This is a genomic window from Wenjunlia tyrosinilytica (genome assembly GCF_014646055.1).
GTDB classification, from domain to species: domain Bacteria; phylum Actinomycetota; class Actinomycetes; order Streptomycetales; family Streptomycetaceae; genus Wenjunlia; species Wenjunlia tyrosinilytica.
In genome coordinates this window covers 1-20,081 of the sequence record NZ_BMMS01000060.1, presented here as the reverse complement: position 1 = coordinate 20,081, position 20,081 = coordinate 1, and the positions used below count along the sequence as shown (strand labels likewise).

The window sequence follows — 20,081 nt, the reverse complement described above, 5'->3', positions numbered from 1 at the left end:
GGTTCTGGTGAATGCGTTGCCCGACGCGGTGGGCACGCTGCGTCGTGACGACGGCGGCTGGACCCGCTTCCTCCACTCCGCCGCCGAAGCCCACATCGCGGGCGCACCCGTCGCCTGGGAGGCTCTGCACGGCACGGGGCCCACCACGGACCTGCCGACCTACCCCTTCCAGCGCAAGCGCTACTGGCTGGCCGACCACGTCCGCCCCGCCGTCGAACGCCCCGACGACGAGTTCTGGGACGTCGTCGAACGCGGTGACGCGCCCGGCCTCACCGCGATGCTCGGCGAGGGGGCCGCCGACGCGCTGCCTGCCCTGGCCGCGTGGTGGCGCGGACGCTCCGCACGGTCCGTGGTGGACGGCTGGCGCTACCGGATCGTGTGGAAGCCCGTCGCCAAGCGCGACGCGCCCGCTCTCACCGGCACCTGGCTCGTCGTCACGGCCGGCGGGCCGGATGCCGGGCACGACGCCATCGCCGCCGCGCTGCGCCACCACGGCGCCGCTACCGTGACCGTGACCGACCCGTCCGGTATCGCCGACCACCTGCCCACGGCGACGGGTGTCCTCTCCTTGGTGCCGCTGGACGACGTCACGGGCACCGCCGACGTCCCCGGACACCTCGACCCGTACCCGTCGCTCGAGGTCTTCCGGGCCGTCGCCGCCGCCGGGATCCCGCTGTGGACGGCCACCCGCGGCGCGGTCTCCACCGGCGCCTCCGACCGGCTCGCCGCTCCCGGCCAGGCGGCCGTCTGGGGGCTGGGCCGGGTCTTCGCGCTGGAGGACCCGGGCGCGTGGGGCGGCCTGCTCGACCTGCCCGCCCGGCTCGACGCGCGGGCACTCGACCGGCTCGCCGGAGTCCTCGCCGGTGCGTACGGCGACGAGGACCAGGTGGCTCTGCGCGCGTCGGGCGTCTACGGACGCCGGATGACGGCGGCGCCCACCCGGCGGGCGGCGGCCGCCTCCTGGCGGCCCGACGGCACCGTCCTCATCACCGGCGGCACCGGCGCGCTCGGCGCCCGGGTGGCCCGTCGCCTGGCCGCTCGGGGTGTCCGCCACCTGCTGCTGACCAGCCGTCGCGGACCGGACGCCCCCGCTGCCGCCGGCCTCGTCGCGGACCTGGCCACGCTCGGCTGCACCGCCACCGTCGCCGCCTGCGACGTGTCCGACCGCGCGGCGCTGGCCGCGCTGATCGACGCGGTCCCCGCCGACCGGCCGGTCACCACCGCGGTCCACGCCGCGGGCACCGGCCGGGGCATCCCGCTCGCCGACACCGGTCCCGACGACCTGCGCGAGGCACTTGCCGCCAAGGCGGTCGGAGCGGCCCACCTGGACGCGCTGCTGCGGGGCCCCGTGGTGTTCTTCTCCTCGGGCGCCTCCGCGTGGGGAAGTGCCGGACAGGCCGCGTACGGCGCGGCCAACGCCTACGTGGACGCTCTCGCCGAGCACCGCCGGGGCCGCGGGCTGCCCGCGCTCTCCGTCGCCTGGGGTGCCTGGGACGGCGGCGGCATGGTGGACGACGAGGTGCGCGACCACCTGACCCGGCACGGCCTGAACCCGATGGATCCCGAACTCGCCGTCACCGCGCTGGAGGAGGCCGTCACCGCGGGCGAGACCGCGCTGGTGGTCGCCGACATCGACTGGAACCGGTTCCTGCCGCTGTTCACCAGTGCCCGGACGCGCCCGCTGACCGAGGAGTTCGCCGCGCCCGAGGCGGACGCCGGGCAGCCCGGCGCCGCCGACCCGGCCGGCCTGGACGCCCTGCCGCCGGCCGAACGCGAACGGCGCATCCGCCGACTGGTCCTCACCACCGCGGCCGCCGTCCTCGGGCACGACTGCGCCGACACCATCGACCCGGACCGCAGCTTCGCCGAACTCGGGATCAATTCCCTGACCGCCGTCGACCTGCGCAACCGGCTGGCCGCCGCGTCCGGCCGCGCGCTGCCGCCGACCCTCGTTTTCGACCACCCCACCCCCGCCCGCCTCGCCGACCACCTCGCCGGCGCCGGTCGGCGGACCGCCGCGGGGACGACAGCGCCACGGGGGCCCGCCGTCGACGACGACCCGATCGTGATCGTCGCCGCGGCCTGCCGGCTGCCCGGCGGCGTACGCAGCCCCGAGGACCTGTGGCAGCTCCTCCTGGACGGCCGCGACGCGATCACCGCCTTCCCCGCCGACCGCGGCTGGGACCTCGACTCCCTCTACGACCCCGACCCCGGGCGGCCCGGCACGACGTACGCCTTCGAAGGCGGCTTCCTGGACGGCGCGGGCGATTTCGACGCCGACTTCTTCCGGGTCAGCCCGCGCGAGGCGCTGGCGATGGACCCGCAGCAGCGTGTGCTGCTGGAGACCGCGTGGGAGGCTGTCGAACGGGCCGGCATCGACCCGCTGGCGCTGCGGGGCAGCGACACCGGTGTGTTCGTCGGCGCGATCCACCAGGGCTACGGCGCGCAGTCGGGGCCCGTGCCGCCGGAGTTGGGGGGCTATGTCCTGACCGGCAACGCGTCCAGCGTCGTCTCCGGCCGGATCGCGTACACCCTCGGGCTCGAAGGGCCCGCGGTGACCGTCGACACCGCCTGCTCCTCGTCGCTGGTCGCCATCCACTGGGCCGCCCAGGCGTTGCGGTCGGGGGAGTGCTCGCTCGCGCTCGCCGGTGGGGTCACCGTGATGGCCGGCCCCGGCACCTTCGTGGAGTTCTCCCGGCAGCGCGGCCTGGCCGCCGACGGCCGCTGCAAGTCCTTCGCGGACGCCGCCGATGGCACGGGCTGGGCCGAGGGCGCCGGCGTCGTCCTCCTGGAGCGGCTGTCCGACGCCCGGCGGGGCGGGCACCGCGTGCTGGGTGTGCTGCGCGGCAGCGCCGTCAACTCCGACGGCGCGAGCAACGGACTCGCCGCGCCCAACGGCCCCTCCCAGGAACGGGTCATCCGCCAGGCGCTGGCCGACGCCGGTCTCGCGCCCGCCGACGTCGACGCCGTCGAAGGCCACGGCACGGGCACCCGACTGGGCGACCCCATCGAGGCGCACGCCCTGCTCGCAACGTACGGCCAGGACCGGGAGCACCCACTGCGGCTGGGGTCGCTGAAGTCCAACATCGGCCATGCGCAGGCCGCCTCCGGCGTGGCCGGCGTGATCAAGATGCTGATGGCCATCGATCACGCAGTGCTCCCCAAGACCCTGCATGTCGACGCTCCCAGCACCCATGTGACCTGGCAGTCCGGCGCGGTGGAGCTGCTGACCGAGCAGGCCGACTGGCCGCGGACCGGCCGGCCGCGCCGCGCCGCGATCTCCGCGTTCGGCGTCAGCGGCACCAACGCCCACCTCATCCTGGAGCAGGCGCCGCCGCAGGACGCGCCGCCGCCGCAGAGCGCCGGGCCCGACGGCGAGGGCCCGCTGCCGGTCGTGCTCTCCGCCGCGTCCCCGTCCGCGCTGCGCCGGCAGGCGGCCCGGCTGCGCGACCACCTGGCCGCGAACCGGCAGCCGCTGCGCGACGTGGCGTTCACCCTGGCCTCGGCCCGCGCCGCGCTGCGGCACCGCAAGGCCCTGGTCGTCTCCGGGCGGGACGAGCTGTCGGCCGCGCTGGACGCCGTCGCGGCCGGCCCCGACGTGCCCGCCGTCGCGGTCTCCGGGACGGGTCCCGCCTTCCTCTTCTCGGGCCAGGGGTCGCAGCGGCTCGGCGCCGGACGGGAACTACGCGAGCACCACCCGGTGTTCGCCGACGCCTTCGACGAGGTGTGCGCCCGCTTCGACGCCTTGCTGCCCCTGCCGCTGATCGAGGTCGTCCACGGCGAGGACGCGGACCTGCTGCGGCGTACCGAATTCGCCCAGCCCGCGCTGTTCGCCCTGCAGACGGCGCTGTTCCGGCTGATGCGGTCCTGGGGCGTACGGCCCGGCGTGCTGATCGGGCACTCCGTCGGCGAACTGGCCGCCGCCCACGCGGCCGGCGCCTTGTCGCTGGACGACGCGGTAGCGCTGGTCGCGGCCCGCGGCCGTCTGATGCAGGGGCTCCCCGCCGGTGGCGTGATGGTCGCGGTGGACGCGGACGAGGAGGAGGTCCGGCCCCTGCTGTCGGACGGCGTCGGCATCGGCGCGGTGAACGGCCCCCGCGCGCTGGTCCTGTCCGGCCGCCACGACGAGGTGCTCGCCGTGGCCGGCCGGCTCGCGGCCGACGGCCACCGCACCAAGCGGCTCGACGTGGGCCACGCCTTCCACTCCGCCCTGGTCGATCCGGTCCTCGCCGACCTGGGGGCCGCTGCCGGCGGCCTCGTCGCCGGGCCGATGGAGTTCCCGGTGGTGTCCACCGTGACCGGGCTGCCCGTCGAGGCCGCCGCGCTCGCCTCCGCCGACCACTGGGCGTCCCACGCCCGCTCCGCGGTCCGGTTCGCCGACGCGGTCCGCCACGCGGCCGCCTCCGGCGTCAGGCAATGGCTGGAACTGGGCCCGGACGCCGCGCTGACCGCCATGGTCGCCGACGGGGCGGTCGCCCTGCTGCGCGGCGACCGTCCCGAGCGGCGGTCCGTCCTGGAGGCCGTGACCGAACTGCACACGCAGGGCGCGGCCGTGGACACCGCCGCGCTGGTCGGCGGGGGCCGGAGGGTGGACCTGCCCACCTATGCGTTCGAGCACGAGCACTTCTGGCTGCGCCCCGACCCGGCGGAGGCCCGCGCGCCGCGCGGTTCGGAGACGGCGTTCTGGGCCTGTGTCGAGCGTGCCGACCTCGACGAGCTGACCGCCGAGGGTTCGGGGCCCGCCGATCGCGCCGCGCTCGAGGCGGCGCTACCGGCCCTCATCCGCTGGCGCGGCGCGGAACAGGCCCGGTCGGCCGCCGACGGCCACCGCTACCGAGTCCGCTGGCAGCCGGCCGGCGACCCGGCGGCCACCACCGAGGAGGAGTGGCTCGTGGTGCGGCCGCCCGGAATCGGCGCCGACTGGGCGGCCGGGTACGACACGCTGGAGATCGACCTCGACCAGCCCGACCCCGGTGCCCGCGTCGCCGAGGCGCTGCCCGGCCGTGACGTGGCGGGTGTGCTGTCACTGTTCGGCCTCGACACCGCCCCGCACCCGCGACACCCGGGTGTTCCCCGCGGCACCGCCGCCACGCTCTCGCTGGCACGGGCCGGCCTCGGCGTCCCGCTGTGGCTGGCGACCTCGGGGGCCGTCTCGGTCGGCCGCTCCGACGCCGCGCCCGACCCGGGCGGCGCCATGGTCTGGGGGCTCGGCCGGGTCCTCGCCCTGGAACAGCCCGACGCCTGGGGCGGTCTGGTCGATCTGCCGCCGGCCGCCGACCCCCGCACCGCCGCCCGGCTGCTGCGGATCCTGCGGGCAACCGGCGCCGAGGACCAGGTGGCACTGCGAGCCTCGGGCGCGTTCGTGCCGCGCCTGGTCCGCGCGCCGCTGGACCGCACGCCGAACCGGCCCCGCTGGACCCCGGGCACCGGCAGCGTGCTCGTCACCGGCGGCACCGGCGCGCTGGGCGCCCACACCGCGCGCAGGCTGCTCGCGGCCGGCGCCGCGCACGTGGTCCTTGCCGGCCGCCGCGGACCGCGGGCGCGGGGCGCGGACGCGCTGCGCGCGGAACTCGGCTCCCGGGTGACCGTCGCAGCCTGCGACGTCACCGACCGCGAGGCACTGGCCGACCTGGTGGAGACCCACGGCGTCACGGCGGTCGTCCACGCGGCCGGGGTCGGGCAGGCGATGCCGCTGGCCCGCACGAGCCTGGCCGAGTTCGCCGAGGTGACCGCCGCGAAGGTGACCGGCGCCGCCCACCTCGACGCGCTGCTCGGCGAGCGGGCCGAGGCGTTCGTCCTCTACTCGTCGGTGTCCGGTGTGTGGGGCGCCGGCGATCAGGGCGCGTACGCCGCCGCCAACGCCTACCTGCTGGCGCTGGCCGAGCACCGCCGCGCGCGAGGACTGCCGGCGACGGCGGTCGCTTGGGGACCGTGGGCGGGCGGCGGCATGGCCGCCGGAGCGGTCGGTGAGCATCTGCGCCGCCGCGGGCTGACCGAACTGGAGCCCGCTGCCGCGCTGGACGGCTTGATCCGGGCCCTGGACGACGGCGATTGCGGACTCGTGCTCGCCGACGTCGACTGGGCGCGGTTCGCCCCCGCCTTCACCGCTGCCCGGCCGCGTCCGCTGCTCGCCGCGATCCCGGAGGCGGCGGCCGCGCAGGAGCGTGTCCCCGCCCGCGCCGCGGCGGACGCCGGACCGTCCGGCGCCCCCGACCTGGGCGCCCTGCCGCCCGCCGCACTGCTCCCGGCGCTGACCGACCGGGTGCTCGCCGCCACCGCCGCGGTCCTGGGCCACACCGACGTCGGCCGGATCGACCCCGAGCGGACCTTCACCGAGCTGGGGTTCGACTCCCTCACCGCGCTCGGCCTGCGCGACCGGCTGACCGAGGCGACCTCCCTGCGGCTGTCCGCGACGCTCGTCTTCGACCACCCCACCCCCTCGGCGCTGGCCGACCACCTCCACACCCGCCTGACCGGGAGCGCCGCGCCGGCCGCGCAGCCGCCCGCCGCCGCGGCCCGCACCGACGAGCCGATCGCCATTGTCGGCATGGGCTGCCGCTTCCCCGGCGGCGTACGGAGCCCCGAGGACCTGTGGCAACTGCTTCTCGACGGCCGTGACGCGATCACCGACTTCCCCACCGACCGCGGCTGGGACGTGGAGCACCTCTACCACCCCGACCCGGACCATCAGGGCACCACCTACGCACGCGAGGGCGGCTTCCTCGACGCGGCCGGCGCCTTCGACGCCGACTTCTTCGGCATCGGCCCCCGCGAGGCGCTGGCGATGGACCCGCAGCAGCGGCTGCTGCTGGAGACCGCCTGGGAGGGCCTCGAGAACGCCGGGATCGACCCGCGGTCCGTGCGCGGCAGCGCCACCGGCGTGTTCGTCGGCATGTCGTACCAGGGCTACGGGCTGGACGCGCCGGCCGACGGCGCCGAGGGATACCTGCTGACCGGCACCACCACCAGCGTCGCGTCGGGCCGCCTGGCCTACCTGCTCGGCCTGGAGGGCCCGGCGATCACCGTGGACACCGCCTGTTCGTCCTCCCTGGTGGCCCTGCACCTGGCGGTCCAGTCGCTTCGCTCGGGAGAGTGCTCGCTCGCGCTGGCCGGCGGCGCGACGGTGATGGCGACCGCGGGGACCTTCGTGGAGTTCTCCCGGCAGCGCGGTCTCGCTCCCGACGGCCGCTGCAAGGCGTTCTCGGACCACGCCGACGGCACGGGCTGGGGAGAGGGCGCCGCGGTGCTGCTGGTGGAGCGGCTCCGCGACGCGGAGCGCAACGGCCATCCGGTGCTGGCGGTGGTCCGCGGCACCGCCGTCAACTCCGACGGCGCGTCCAACGGTCTGACCGCTCCCAACGGCCCCGCCCAGCAGCGGGTGATCCGCGCGGCGCTGGCCGCCGCCGGACTCGCGCCGCACGAGGTCGACGCCGTCGAGGCGCACGGCACCGGCACCGCCCTCGGCGACCCCATCGAGGCCCAGGCCCTGCTGGCGACCTACGGGCAGGACCGCGACCAGCCGCTGTGGCTGGGCTCGGTGAAGTCCAACATCGGCCACGCCCAGGCCGCCGCGGGCGCCGCCGGACTCATCAAGACCGTGCTGGCGCTGCGCGAGGGCACACTGCCCCGGACCCTGCACGTCGGCACACCGTCCTCGCACGTGGACTGGTCCGGCGGCGCGGTCCGGCTGCTCACCGATCCGACCGCGTGGCCGCGCACCGGCCGCCCGCGGCGCGCGGCCGTCTCCGCCTTCGGGATCAGCGGCACCAACGCCCACGTCGTGCTGGAACAGGCGTCGGCCGCCCCGCGCCCGCCCGCCTCCGCCACCACCGGCCCCGCGCCCCTTCTCGTCTCCGGCCGGACCGTGCCCGCGCTGCGCGCCCAGGCCGCCCGGCTGCTCGACCACCTGCGGGCGCACGGCGACGACACCCTGCACGACATCGGCCGCTCGCTGGCCGTCGGCAGGCCGCGGCTGGACCGGCGCGCGGTCGTCGTCACCCGCGACCGAGACCAGGCGCTCATGCGGCTGGCCGCCCTCGCCGACGACGCTCCCGTGGCGGAACCGCCCGGATCGGCCGCCGTCGCCCTGGTGTTCAGCGGCCAGGGCGCGCAGCACCTCGGCATGGGCCGTGAACTCCACGCCGCCTTCCCGGCGTTCGCCGACGCCTTCGACGAAGTGTGCGCGCACTTCGACATGGAGCTGAGGCTGCCGCTGCGCGACGTGGTCTTCGGTACGGACGCCGGCCTGCTGGAGCGGACGGAGTTCGCCCAGTGCGCGCTGTTCGCCTTCGAGGTGGCGCTGTTCCGGCTGACGCGAGCGTGGGGCCTGCGGCCCCGGCACGTCGCCGGCCACTCGATCGGCGCCGTCACCGCCGCCCATGTCGCCGGCGTGTGGTCCCTGGCCGACGCCTGCCGGCTCGTCGCGGCCCGGGGCCGGCTGATGCAGGCCATGCCGCCCGGGGCGATGGCCGCGATCGAGGCGGACGAGGACGAGGTGACCGGCATCGCGGTCGCCGCGGTCAACGCCCCCGGGTCCGTCGTGGTCTCCGGGACACCGGCCGAGGTCGACGCGGCCGTCCGGCACTGGAGCGGCCGGGGGCGCAGGACCACCCGGCTGCGGGTGAGCCACGCCTTCCACTCGGCGTTGATGGACGGCATGCTGGACGACTTCGCCGGCGTGCTCGACGGTCTGTCCTTCACGGAGCCGTCCCTGCCGGTCGTCTCCGACCTGACCGGCCGCCCCGCCACCGCCGCCGAACTGTGCTCGCCGCAGTACTGGGTACGGCATCTGCGCTCCACCGTCCGCTTCGCCGACGTGGTCACCAGCCTCCGCGACGCGGGCACCGGCACCGTCCTCGAGGTGGGGCCGGACGCCGCGCTCACGGCCGCGGTCCGTGAGCAGGGGGACCTGGCCGCCGTCCCCGCCCAGCGTGCCGGACGGCCGGAGACGGACACCCTGGTGGAGGCCGTCGCGGCGGTCCACGCCGCGGGCGGCACGGTCGACTGGCCGCAGGTGTACGCGGCACTCGGCGGCCGGCCGGTCCCGGTACCGACGACGGCGTTCCAGCACCGCACCTTCTGGCTCGGCGCACCGGCCGCCGAGACGGACCCCGACGGATGGACGTACCGAGTGGAATGGATACCGGCGCCGGTTCCAGCCTCGGCCTCGGCGCCGGTCCCGGTTTCGCGTGACGCCCTGGGCGACGGGCAGGGGCCGCTGACCGGCGACTGGCTGCTCGTCGGCGACCATGACCACCCGGCGATCTCGGCCTGCGCGGCCGCTTTGACCCGGGCCGGAGCGTGTGTGCGGCGAACCCCGACGGGCGCCACCCGCGGCGTCCTGTCGCTGCTCGCCCTCACCCTCGACGGCCCCGAGATGCTCGGCCGGACCGCGGACCTGGTCCGCGACCTCGACGAGCAGGGCGTCGCCGCACCGCTCTGGCTCGCCACCTTCGGCGCCGACGACGACCCCGGCCAAGCCGCGCTCGCAGGTCTGGGACGGACCATCGCCGCGGAACAGCCCCACCGTTGGGGCGGCTCGGTCGACCTGGACCGCACCGCCTCGGAGCGCGACTTCGACCTGCTGGCCGCGGTCGTGGCCGCCGGTGGCCAGGACCAGTGGGCGGTGCGTGCCGGACAGGTGTTCACCGCGCGCCTGCGGCCGGTGACGCTGCCGGTAGGGGCCGGCTGGCGGCCGTCCGGCACCGCGCTGGTCACCGGCGGGACCGGCGCGCTCGGCGCCGAGGCGGCGAGATGGCTGGCCCGGTCCGGGGCCAGGCACATCGTCCTGGCCGGGCGCCGTGGCCCGGCGGCGCCCGGCGCCGGGGAACTCGTCGCCGAGCTGACCGGGCTCGGTGCCGCGGTGGACGTGGTCGCCTGCGACGTCTCCGACCGCGCCGCGCTGGCCGAGCTGATCGCCCTGTTCCCGCCGTCGTCGGTCTTCCACGCCGCGGGAATCCTGGACGACGGCACGCTCGGCGCGCTGACCGCCGAACGGTTCGCCGAGGTGTGGCGCCCCAAGGTACAGGCGGCCCAGTACCTGCACGAGCTGACCGAAGACCTCGACGCCTTCGTGCTGTTCTCCTCCCTGGCCGGCACCCTCGGCAGCGCGGGGCAGGGCAACTACGCCGCCGCCAACGCCGCCCTCGACGCCCTGGCCCGCGCCCGCCGGGCAGCCGGCCGGCCGGCCACCAGCGTCGCCTGGGGACCGTGGGCCGGGGACGGCATGGCGGCCGACCCCGCCGGACTGGACCGCATGCGCCGCGGCGGAGTCCACCCCCTGGCCGCCGCCCCCGCCCTCGGCCTGCTGCATCGCGCGCTCTCCGGTACGGAGGCCGCCGTGATCGCCGCCGACGTGGACTGGAAGCTCTATACCGGCGACCGGCGGATCGGCCTGCTCGCCGAACTCGCGGCCCCGGCCGCCGTCGGCGCCCCCACCGACTACGCCGGGCTGCCGGCGGCCGACCGTGCGCGGGTGCTGCTCGACGCCGTACGCACGCACACCGCCGCCGTCCTGGGGCATCCGGGGCCGACGGCGGTCGACCCCGACCGTCCCTTCCGGGACCTGGGCTTCGACTCACTGGGGGCGGTCGAACTGCGCAACCGACTGGCCGCTGACACCGGCCTGGCACTCTCCGCCGCGCTGGTGTTCAACCATCCGACGCCCGAGGCCCTGGCCCGACACCTGGCCGCCCGGCTCTTCCCCGACGGTCCGCCGGCGACCGCCGCGCCCGAACCGGGCGCCCCGGACAGCCGCCGGGACGACGAGACCGACCTGTCCGAGGCAAGCGACGACGAGCTCTTCGAGCTCCTGGACGAGGAGTTCGGCAACTGATGACTGCCAGCACCGATCCCGGCGCGAACGGCGGCCACGACGCGGGCCGCGACCACGGCTCGGACGACAAACTCAGGGACTACCTCAAGCGAGCCACCGCGGACCTGCGGCGCACCAAGCGGCGACTGGCCGAGACCGAGGCGCGTGCGACCGAGCCCATCGCCATCGTCGGCATGGGCTGCCGGTTCCCCGGCGGCGTCCGTTCCCCCGAGGACCTGTGGGACCTCACAGCCGCGGGCACCGACGCCCTGACGCCTTTCCCGGCCGACCGCGGCTGGGACCCCGATCTGTACGACGCCGACCCCGAACGCACCGGCCACGTCTACGCGCGCCGGGGCGGATTCCTCACCGGCGCCGCCGAGTTCGACGCCGACTTCTTCGGGATCAGCCCCCGCGAGGCGCTGGCGATGGACCCCCAGCAGCGGCTGCTGCTGGAGACCTCCTGGGAGGCGCTGGAACGCGCGGGTATCGCACCCACCTCGGTGCGCGGCAGCCGAACGGGGGTGTTCATCGGCACCAACGGCCAGGACTACCCTGCCGCCCTCATGCGCTCGGACGAGCAGTTCGAAGGCCACCTGGGGACCGGCAACGCAGCGAGCATCGCTTCGGGCCGCATCGCCTACCTCCTCGCACTGGAGGGTCCCTCGCTGACCGTGGACACCGCCTGTTCGGCCTCCCTGGTCGCACTCCACCTGGCCGTCCGGTCCCTGCGGTCCGGTGAGTGCTCGCTCGCGCTGGCCGGGGGCGCGACCGTGATGGCGACCCCGGGGGCATTCCTGGAGTTCTCCCGGCAGCGGGGCCTCGCCCCCGACGGCCGCTGCAAGGCGTTCTCCGCCGACGCCGACGGCACGGGCTGGGGAGAGGGCGCCGCGGTGCTGCTGGTGGAGCGGCTCCGCGACGCGGAGCGCAACGGCCATCCGGTGCTGGCGGTGGTCCGCGGCACCGCCGTCAACTCCGACGGCGCGTCCAACGGTCTGACCGCTCCCAACGGCCCCGCCCAGGAACGCGTCATCCGTGACGCGCTCGCCGCCGCCGGACTGGCCCCGCACGAGGTCGACGCCGTCGAGGCGCACGGCACCGGCACCGCCCTCGGCGACCCCATCGAGGCCGAGGCGCTGGAAGCGGTCTACGGGCAGGACCGCGACCCACCGCTGTGGCTGGGCTCGGTGAAGTCCAACATCGGCCACACCCAGGCCGCCGCGGGTGTCGCGGGCATCGTCAAAACCGTGCTCGCGCTGCGCCACGCCCACCTGCCCCGGACCCTCCACGCCGACGAGCCCACCCCGAGGGTCGCCTGGTCCGGCGTCCGGCTGCTCAACCGGCCGACCGACTGGCCCACGACCGGACGGCCGCGCAGGGCCGGCGTCTCGGCTTTCGGCGTCAGCGGGACCAACGCGCACGTCATCCTGGAACAGGCGCCGACCGGGCCGTCCGCGTCCGAGCCCGGCGGGACCGGACCGAGCACCATCGACACTGCCGCGGACACCACCGCGACCGACCGGGACAGCCACGGCCCGCGTCCGCCCGCCGGGACGGAACCGGCCGCCCCGGAGGGCCTCACCCCCCGCAACCTCAACACCCCCGACACCCCCGCCCCCGTCCTGCTGCCCCTCTCCGCCGCCGGTCCGACGGCCCTGCGCGCCCAGGCAGCGGCGCTCGCCGCACTGGACGCGCCTGTTGCCCCGATGGCCCGTGACCTTGCCCTCACTCGCGCTCACCTGCGGGAACGCGCCGTGGTCGTCGCCGCCGACCGGCGCGAGCTGCTGACCGCGCTCGACGCCCTGCGGACGGATCAGCCCCATCCCTCCCTGCTGCGCACGACGCTCGCCGCCCGCGGGCGTACCGCGCTGCTCTTCTCCGGGCAGGGGTCGCAGCGGCCCGGCGCGGGACGGGAACTCCACGCGGCGTTCCCGGTGTTCGCCGAGGCGTTCGACGCGGTGTGCGCACACGCGGACCCGCTTCTCGGCCGGTCGCTCCAGGAGACCGCGTTCCAGGGGGACGCGGCGCTGCTGGCCCGTACCGAGTTCACGCAGCCCGTGCTGTTCGCCGTGGAGACCGCGCTGTTCCGGCTGCTGGAGAGCTGGGGCGTGCTGCCCGACTTTCTGCTCGGCCACTCCATCGGCGAACTGGCGGCCGCCCACGCGGCCGGCGTACTGGACCTGCGCGACGCCACCACGCTCGCGGTGGTCCGCGGGGCCTTGATGCAGGAGCTTCCCGCCGGCGGCGCGATGGCCGCGGTCCAGGCGACGGAGGACGAGGTCGCGCCCCTGCTGACCGACGCCGTCGGCCTCGCCGCGGTCAACGGCCCCGACACCGTCGTCCTGTCCGGTGACGAGGACGCCGTGCTCGCCGTCGCGGCGGACTTCGCCGCCCGGGGACGGCGGACGCGGCGGCTCGCGGTCTCCCACGCCTTCCACTCCCCGCGGATGCTTCCCGTCGCCGACCGGCTCCGCGAGGTCGTGCGCGCACTGACCTTCGGCACACCGCGTCTGGCGATCGTGCCGTCGGGCCCCGGCGGCGATCTCACCGACCCCGAATACTGGGTCCGCCAGGCCGTCGGCACGGTCCGGTTCGCCGACGCGCTCGCCCGGCTGGGCGAGCGCGGGGTCACCGTGTCCGCCGAAGTCGGCCCCGGCGCAACCCTGTCCGCGCTCGCGAGCCGGCGCCTGCCGGAGGCGGTGGCCGTGCCCGCGCTGCGCGAGAACACCGGGGAGCGGCGGTCCGTCCTCACCGCGCTCGGCAGGCTGCATGTCGAAGGCGCGCCCGTCGAGTGGGCCGCCGTGCACGCCGGAGTGACCGGCCCGCGGGTGGAGCTGCCCACCTACCCGTTCCAGAAGGAGCGCTTCTGGCCGTCCCCCGCGCCGCGGCAGGCGCCGGACCCGCGGCACCTGATCAGCTGGGAGCCGGTCGACACCGGCGCCGCCGCGCTGTCCGGCCGCTGGCTCGTGGTGGCACCCGACCCCGCCGCCCCGCTGACGGCGCGGGTGGCCGCCGCGCTCACCGCGGCGGGCGCGGAACCCGTCGTCACCGGCGCCGGCGCTCCCACTCCCGACGGCGTGACCGCCGTGGTCTCCCTGCTGGCCCTGGACGAGAGCCCGCACCCCGACCACCTCGCCGTACCCCGCGGCTACGCCGACACGCTCGCGCTGGCGCAGACCTCCGCCGCCCCGCTGTGGTGCCTCACCCGCGACGCCGTGGCCGTGGCCGACTCCGACCGGGTCGCCGGCTTCGAGCAGAGCCCGGTCTGGGGGCTCGGCCAGGTCGTCGGCATCGAACGCCCCGACAACTGGGGCGGACTGGTGGACATCGCCGACGACTTCGACCCGGCAGCCCTCGCCCGCGCCCTCGGCGGGGCCGGCCGGGGGGAGGACCAACTGGCTGTCCGAGGCGCCGCCGTGTACGCGCGCCGACTGGTCCGCGCCCCGCGAGAGGACCCGCGGCGGACGCCGGGGGAGTGGACACCGCGCGGCACCGTCCTGGTCACAGGCGCGACGGGCGCGCTCGGCTCACGGGTGGCCCGCTGGCTGTCCGCGCGCGGCGCCTCCCGGCTGCTGCTCACCAGCCGCAGCGGCGAGCGCGCGCCGGGCGCCGCCGCCTTCCTGCGGGAGCTGCGGGAGCTGGGCACCGAGGCGGTGCTCGTCCGCTGCGACGTGGGCGACCCCGAGGCCGTCCGGGCCCTGCTCGCCGCGCAGGACGAGCCTGTGACCGCGGTCTTCCACACCGCCGCCGTCCTCGACGACGGGCTGCTCGACGACCTCACCGCCGGCCGCGCCGACGCCGTCATGCGGACGAAGGCACGCGGGGCCCGGATCCTGCACGACCTCACCGGCGACCTCGACGCCTTCGTGCTGTTCTCGTCCACGTCCGGCATCCTCGGCGGCGCCGGGCACGGCAACTACGCGCCCGGCAACGCCTTCCTGGACGCCTTCGCCCACCGCCGGCGAGCCCTCGGCCTGCCGGCGACCTCGATCTCCTGGGGACCCTGGGACGGCGACGGCATGGCCGCGGGCGCCGTCGGCGACCGGCTGCGCCGCCATGGCGTACATCCCATGGACCCGGAGCGCGCCCTCGGCGAACTCGCACGGGCGCTCGCCGAGGACCGCACCCACGCCGTGATCACCGACACCGACTGGCCGCGCTTCGCCGCCGCGCACCAGGACGGCCGCCCGCGGCGGCTGACCGAAGCGCTCACCGGGTACTCCGAGGGGCACACCGCCCCTGCCGCCGCCCCGGCGTCCGGCCCGGGTCTCGCCGCAGTGCCGCCGCAGGACCGACTGCGCGCGGCGGTACGGCTGGTCCGCACCGCGACCGCCACCGCCCTCGGCCATCCCGACCCCGCGGCGATCGCCACCGACAGGCCCTTCAGCGAACTCGGCCTCGACTCGCTGACCGCGCTCGAACTGCGCGGCGCGCTTCGGGCCGCCACCGGCTTCGACCTGCCGGCCACCCTCGTCTTCGACCACCCGTCGCCGCTCGCCGTCGCCGGACACCTCGTCGCCCTGACCGTCGCTTCCGCGACGGGCGACCCCGAGACGCCGGCCGGTCCCGTCCGGGCCCGGTTGCGCGCGCCCGAGGAGCCGGTCGCCATCGTGGCGATGGCCTGCCGCTACCCCGGAGGCGTGGCGTCGCCCGAGGACCTGTGGCAGCTCGTGCTCTCCGGCACGGACGCCATCACGGCCATGCCCGAGGACCGCGGCTGGGACACCGCGGCGCTCCACGACCCCGATCCGGACGCGCCGGGCCGGTCCTACACCCGCGAGGGCGGCTTCCTCACCGGGGTTGCCGACTTCGATCCGCAGTTCTTCGGGATCAGCCCCCGCGAGGCGCTGGCGATGGACCCGCAGCACCGCCTGCTGCTGGAGACGTCCTGGGAGCTGTTCGAACGCGCCGGCCTCCCGCCGGTCTCGGTGCGCGGCAGCCGGACCGGGGTCTTCGTCGGAACCGCCGGACAGGACTACGTGCCGCTGCTGCTCGCCTCCGAGGACACTGTCGAGGGCCACGTCGGCACCGGTACCGCGGGCAGCGTCGCCTCGGGCCGGCTGGCGTACGCCTTCGGTCTGGAGGGCCCGGCGATCACGGTGGACACCGCCTGCTCGTCCTCCCTCGTCGCCCTCCATCTGGCCATCGCCTCACTGCGCTCCGGCGAATCCACGCTGGCCCTGGCCGGCGGCGTCACGGTGATGTCGACACCCGGCACGTTCATCGAGTTCTCCCGGCAGCGCGGGCTGGCCGCCGACGGCCGCTGCAAGGCGTTCTCCGAGGAGGCCGACGGCTTCGGGCCCGCCGAGGGCGTCGGCATGCTCCTGCTGGAGCGGCTCAGCGACGCCGAGCGGCTCGGCCACCGCGTGCTCGCCGTCGTCCGGGGCTCGGCGGTCAACTCCGACGGCGCGTCGAACGGCCTCACCGCACCCAACGGCCCCGCCCAGCAGCGCGTCATCCTCGACGCCCTGACCGACGCGGGCATGACCACCCCCGACGTCGACGTGGTCGAGGCGCACGGCACCGGCACGGCCCTCGGCGACCCCATCGAGGCGCAGGCGCTGCTGGCGACCTACGGGCAAGGCCGTGATCACCGGTTGCTGATCGGCTCGGTGAAGTCCAATATCGGGCACACCCTCGGCGCGGCCGGCGCGGCGGGCGTCATCAAGACCGTGATGGCGCTGCGGGCGGGCGTCGTACCGCCGACCCTGCACGCGCGGCAGCCCACCTCGCACGTGGACTGGTCGGCGGGGAAGGTCGCGCTCGTCACCGAGCCCACCCCGTGGCCCGCGACCGGCGCGCCGCGGCGGGCCGGCGTGTCGTCGTTCGGCATGAGCGGTACGAACGCCCACGTCGTGCTCGAACAAGCTCCGGTGACGTCACGGGGCCCGTCGCCCGTACGCGGTGCGCCGTCCCCCCTGCCGCTGGTGCTGTCGGCGGCGGACGACCAGGCGCTGGCCGCCCAGGCCGAACGGCTCGCGCACGCGATCGAAGCCGGGACGGACCCCCTCGACGCCGCCTTCTCGCTGGCGACCGCGCGGGCCCGGCTCGACCGGCGGGCGGTCGTGCTCGCCGCCGACCGCGACGGCGCGCTCGCCGCGCTGCGGGACTTCGCCGCCGGCCAGGCGTCTCCCGTCGTGACCACCGGCACCGCCCGCGAAGGCGGACTCGCGTTCCTGTTCGCCGGCCAGGGCACCCAGCGACTCGGCATGGGACGTGAACTGCACGCCGCCTTCCCGGTGTTCGCCGACGCCTTCGACGAGGTCTGCGCGGGGTTCGCCGGCCACGTACGGCTGCCGTTGCGTGAGGTGATCTTCGGAGACGATCCGGCACTCCTCGACCGCACGGAGTTCACGCAGCCCGCGCTGTTCGTGCTGGAAGTGGCGCTGTTCCGGCTGCTGGAGAGCTGGGGCGTCGTGCCCGACGCGCTGCTGGGCCACTCCGTCGGCGAACTGGCCGCCGCGCATGTCGCCGGCGTGCTTACCCTGCCGGACGCCTGCCTGCTCGTCGGGGCCCGCGGGCGGCTCCTCCAGACCCTGGACGGCGACGGCGCGATGCTCTCGGTCGCCGCCGGCGAGGACACCGTCCTGCCCTGGCTCACCGGACGGGTGGACATCGCCGCGGTCAACGGGCCGGCCGCGACCGTCGTCTCCGGCGAAGCCGCGGCCGTGGCCCTGGTCGCCGAGCGGGCCACCGCCGCGGGAGTCCGCGTCCGGCGACTGCGGGTGGACCGCGCGTTCCACTCGTCCCTGGTCGATCCGGTCCTCGCCGAGTTCGCCGAGAAGGCCGCCGCCGTACGCCTGGAAGCGCCGCGTATCCCGGTCGTCTCCAACGTCACCGGTGGCTTCGACGCACCAGTGACGGTCGACTACTGGGTCCGTCACATGCGTCGGGCCGTGCGCTTCGGCGACGGCGTCCGCACCCTCATGGCGGACGGGGTCCGCACCTTCGTCGAACTCGGCCCCGACGGCGTGCTGTCCTCCATGGCCGCCGCTGGCGCCGAGGCCGCCGACGCGGTGTTCGTCCACGTCCAGCGCGCCGCCGGACCGGAGGTGGGCGCGGCTGTGTCCGCCCTCGCCCGCATCGAGGTCTGCGGCGGCGCCGTGGACTGGGCGGCTCTCCTCGACGGTACCGGTGCTCGGCTGGTCGACCTGCCGACCTACCCGTTCCGGCGCACCCGCCACTGGCCGACGCTGCGCGAGACCGGCGAGGCGCCGAGCCGCGCGTCCCGTCGCCCAGCGACGGTGGGAACGGCGCCCGCCGCTGCCCGGGGGAAGGGCGCCCGCGCGGAGCGCGCCCGCCTGCTCGGCCTTGCCGCCGACCGGCGGGAGTCGGCCGCGCTCGACCTCGTCCGTACGCAGACCGCCGCCGCGCTCGGCCTCCCGTCGGCTTCACAGGTCAGGCCGGGCAAGAGCTTCCGGGACCTCGGCGTCGACTCGATCCTCGCCGTGGAACTGCGCAACCGGCTCTCCGACCTGCTCGGCACACCGCTGCCGGCCACTTCGGCCTTCGACCACCCGACCCCGCGGGCACTGGCCCGCTTCGTCCTGGCCGACGTCACCGCCGACGAACGAGCCTGCGTCGCGGACGCCGACGGTACGACCGTCGTCGTCGCGGCCGCGCCGGACGACGACCCCGTCGTCATCGTCGGCATGGACTGCCGTTTCCCCGGCGGGGTCGGCTCGCCGGACGATCTGTGGCGGCTGGTGGCGCAGGGCCGGGACGCGATCTCCGGCTTCCCGGCCGACCGCGGCTGGGACCTCGACTCCCTCTACGACCCGGAACCCGGTGTGCCCGGCCGCTGCTACACCGACCAGGGCGGTTTCCTCGACGGCGTTGCGCTGTTCGACCCGGCGCTGTTCGGGATCTCGCCGCGGGAGGCGCTGGCGATGGACCCTCAGCAGCGCCTGCTCCTGGAGATCGCGTGGGGTGCCTTCGAACACGCCGGCGTCGCCCCGGCCGCCCTCCGCGGCAGCCGCACCGGCACCTTCGTCGGCATCAGCGTCCAGGACTACGTCGGCCTCGCGGCCGGCTCGGGCGAGGACCTCGGCGGCCACGTCGGCACCGGCAACGCGGGCAGCGTCGTTTCCGGTCGGCTTGCCTATGTGTTCGGGCTCGAAGGCCCGGCCCTGACGGTGGATACGGCGTGCTCGTCGTCGCTGGTGGCGATTCATCTGGCGGCGCAGGCGCTGCGGTCGGGGGAGTGCGACATGGCGCTGGCCGGCGGTGTCACCGTCATGTCGACGCCCGCCGCTTTCGTGGAGTTCTCGCGTCAGGGCGGTCTGTCCGTTGACGGCCGGTGCAAGGCGTTCTCCGACGACGCCGACGGCACGGGGTGGTCGGAGGGCGCGGGGCTGGTGCTGCTGGAACGGCTGTCCGACGCCCGGCGGTCAGGTCACCGGGTGCTGGCCGCCGTGGCGGGGAGCGCGGTGAACTCCGATGGTGCGTCGAACGGTCTGACGGCGCCGAACGGTCCCTCTCAGCAGCGGGTGATCCGGGCGGCGTTGGCGAGTGCCGGGCTGTCGGCGGCGGATGTGGACGCGGTGGAGGCGCACGGTACGGGGACCCGGCTGGGTGATCCGATCGAGGCGCAGGCGCTGCTGGCGACGTACGGGCAGGATCGTGAACAGCCTTTGTGGCTGGGCTCGTTGAAGTCGAACATCGGTCACACGCAGGCAGCGGCGGGTGTCGGCGGCGTCATCAAGACGGTCATGGCGATGCGCCACGGTGTCCTGCCGCGCACCCTCCACGCGGACGTGCCCACGTCCGAGGTGGACTGGGACGCAGGAGCGGTGCGGTTATTGACGGAGCATCAGCAATGGACAGGACCCCGCCGCGCCGCTGTCTCCGCCTTCGGCATGAGCGGCACCAACGCCCACCTCATCCTCACGCAGCCGGATTCCCTCGGCGAGAACCGCGAAGGCGACGGTGACGACGAGCCCGGGACGGTACCGGCCGTCGTACCCGTCGCACTGTCCGCCGCGAGTGCCCAGGCCCTTGCCGAACAGGCCCGAGCATACGGTGAGTTCGTCTCCCACGGCGTCGAACTGCGTGACCTGGCATGGTCTTCGTTCGTCACCAGGGGAGCGCTGGACCACCGAGCCGTTGTACTCGCCGCGGACAGCGGTGACCTGCTCGACCGCCTCACCGCCCTCGCCGAGGGGCGCCCCTCACCCCATGTCCTCACCGGTTCGGTGGATTCGGAGGAGGTCTCGGTCGCGGTGGTGTTCGCGGGTCAGGGGTCGTTGGGGGTGGGTGCGGCGCGGGT

At 76.0% G+C, this 20,081-nt stretch carries 2 protein-coding genes; both read left to right on the top strand.

Annotation, left to right across the window (positions count from 1 at the left end; genetic code table 11):
- Positions 1-16 precede the first annotated feature (16 nt).
- On the top strand, positions 17-10,834 hold the full coding sequence (locus IEY86_RS34245) for a type I polyketide synthase (protein WP_189135808.1): 10,818 nt from the start codon (positions 17-19) through the stop codon (positions 10,832-10,834).
- A partial coding sequence (locus IEY86_RS37245) for a type I polyketide synthase (RefSeq protein ID WP_229699016.1) occupies positions 10,834-20,081 on the top strand: 9,248 nt, incomplete at its 3' end. The genes IEY86_RS34245 and IEY86_RS37245, both read left to right, overlap by 1 nt.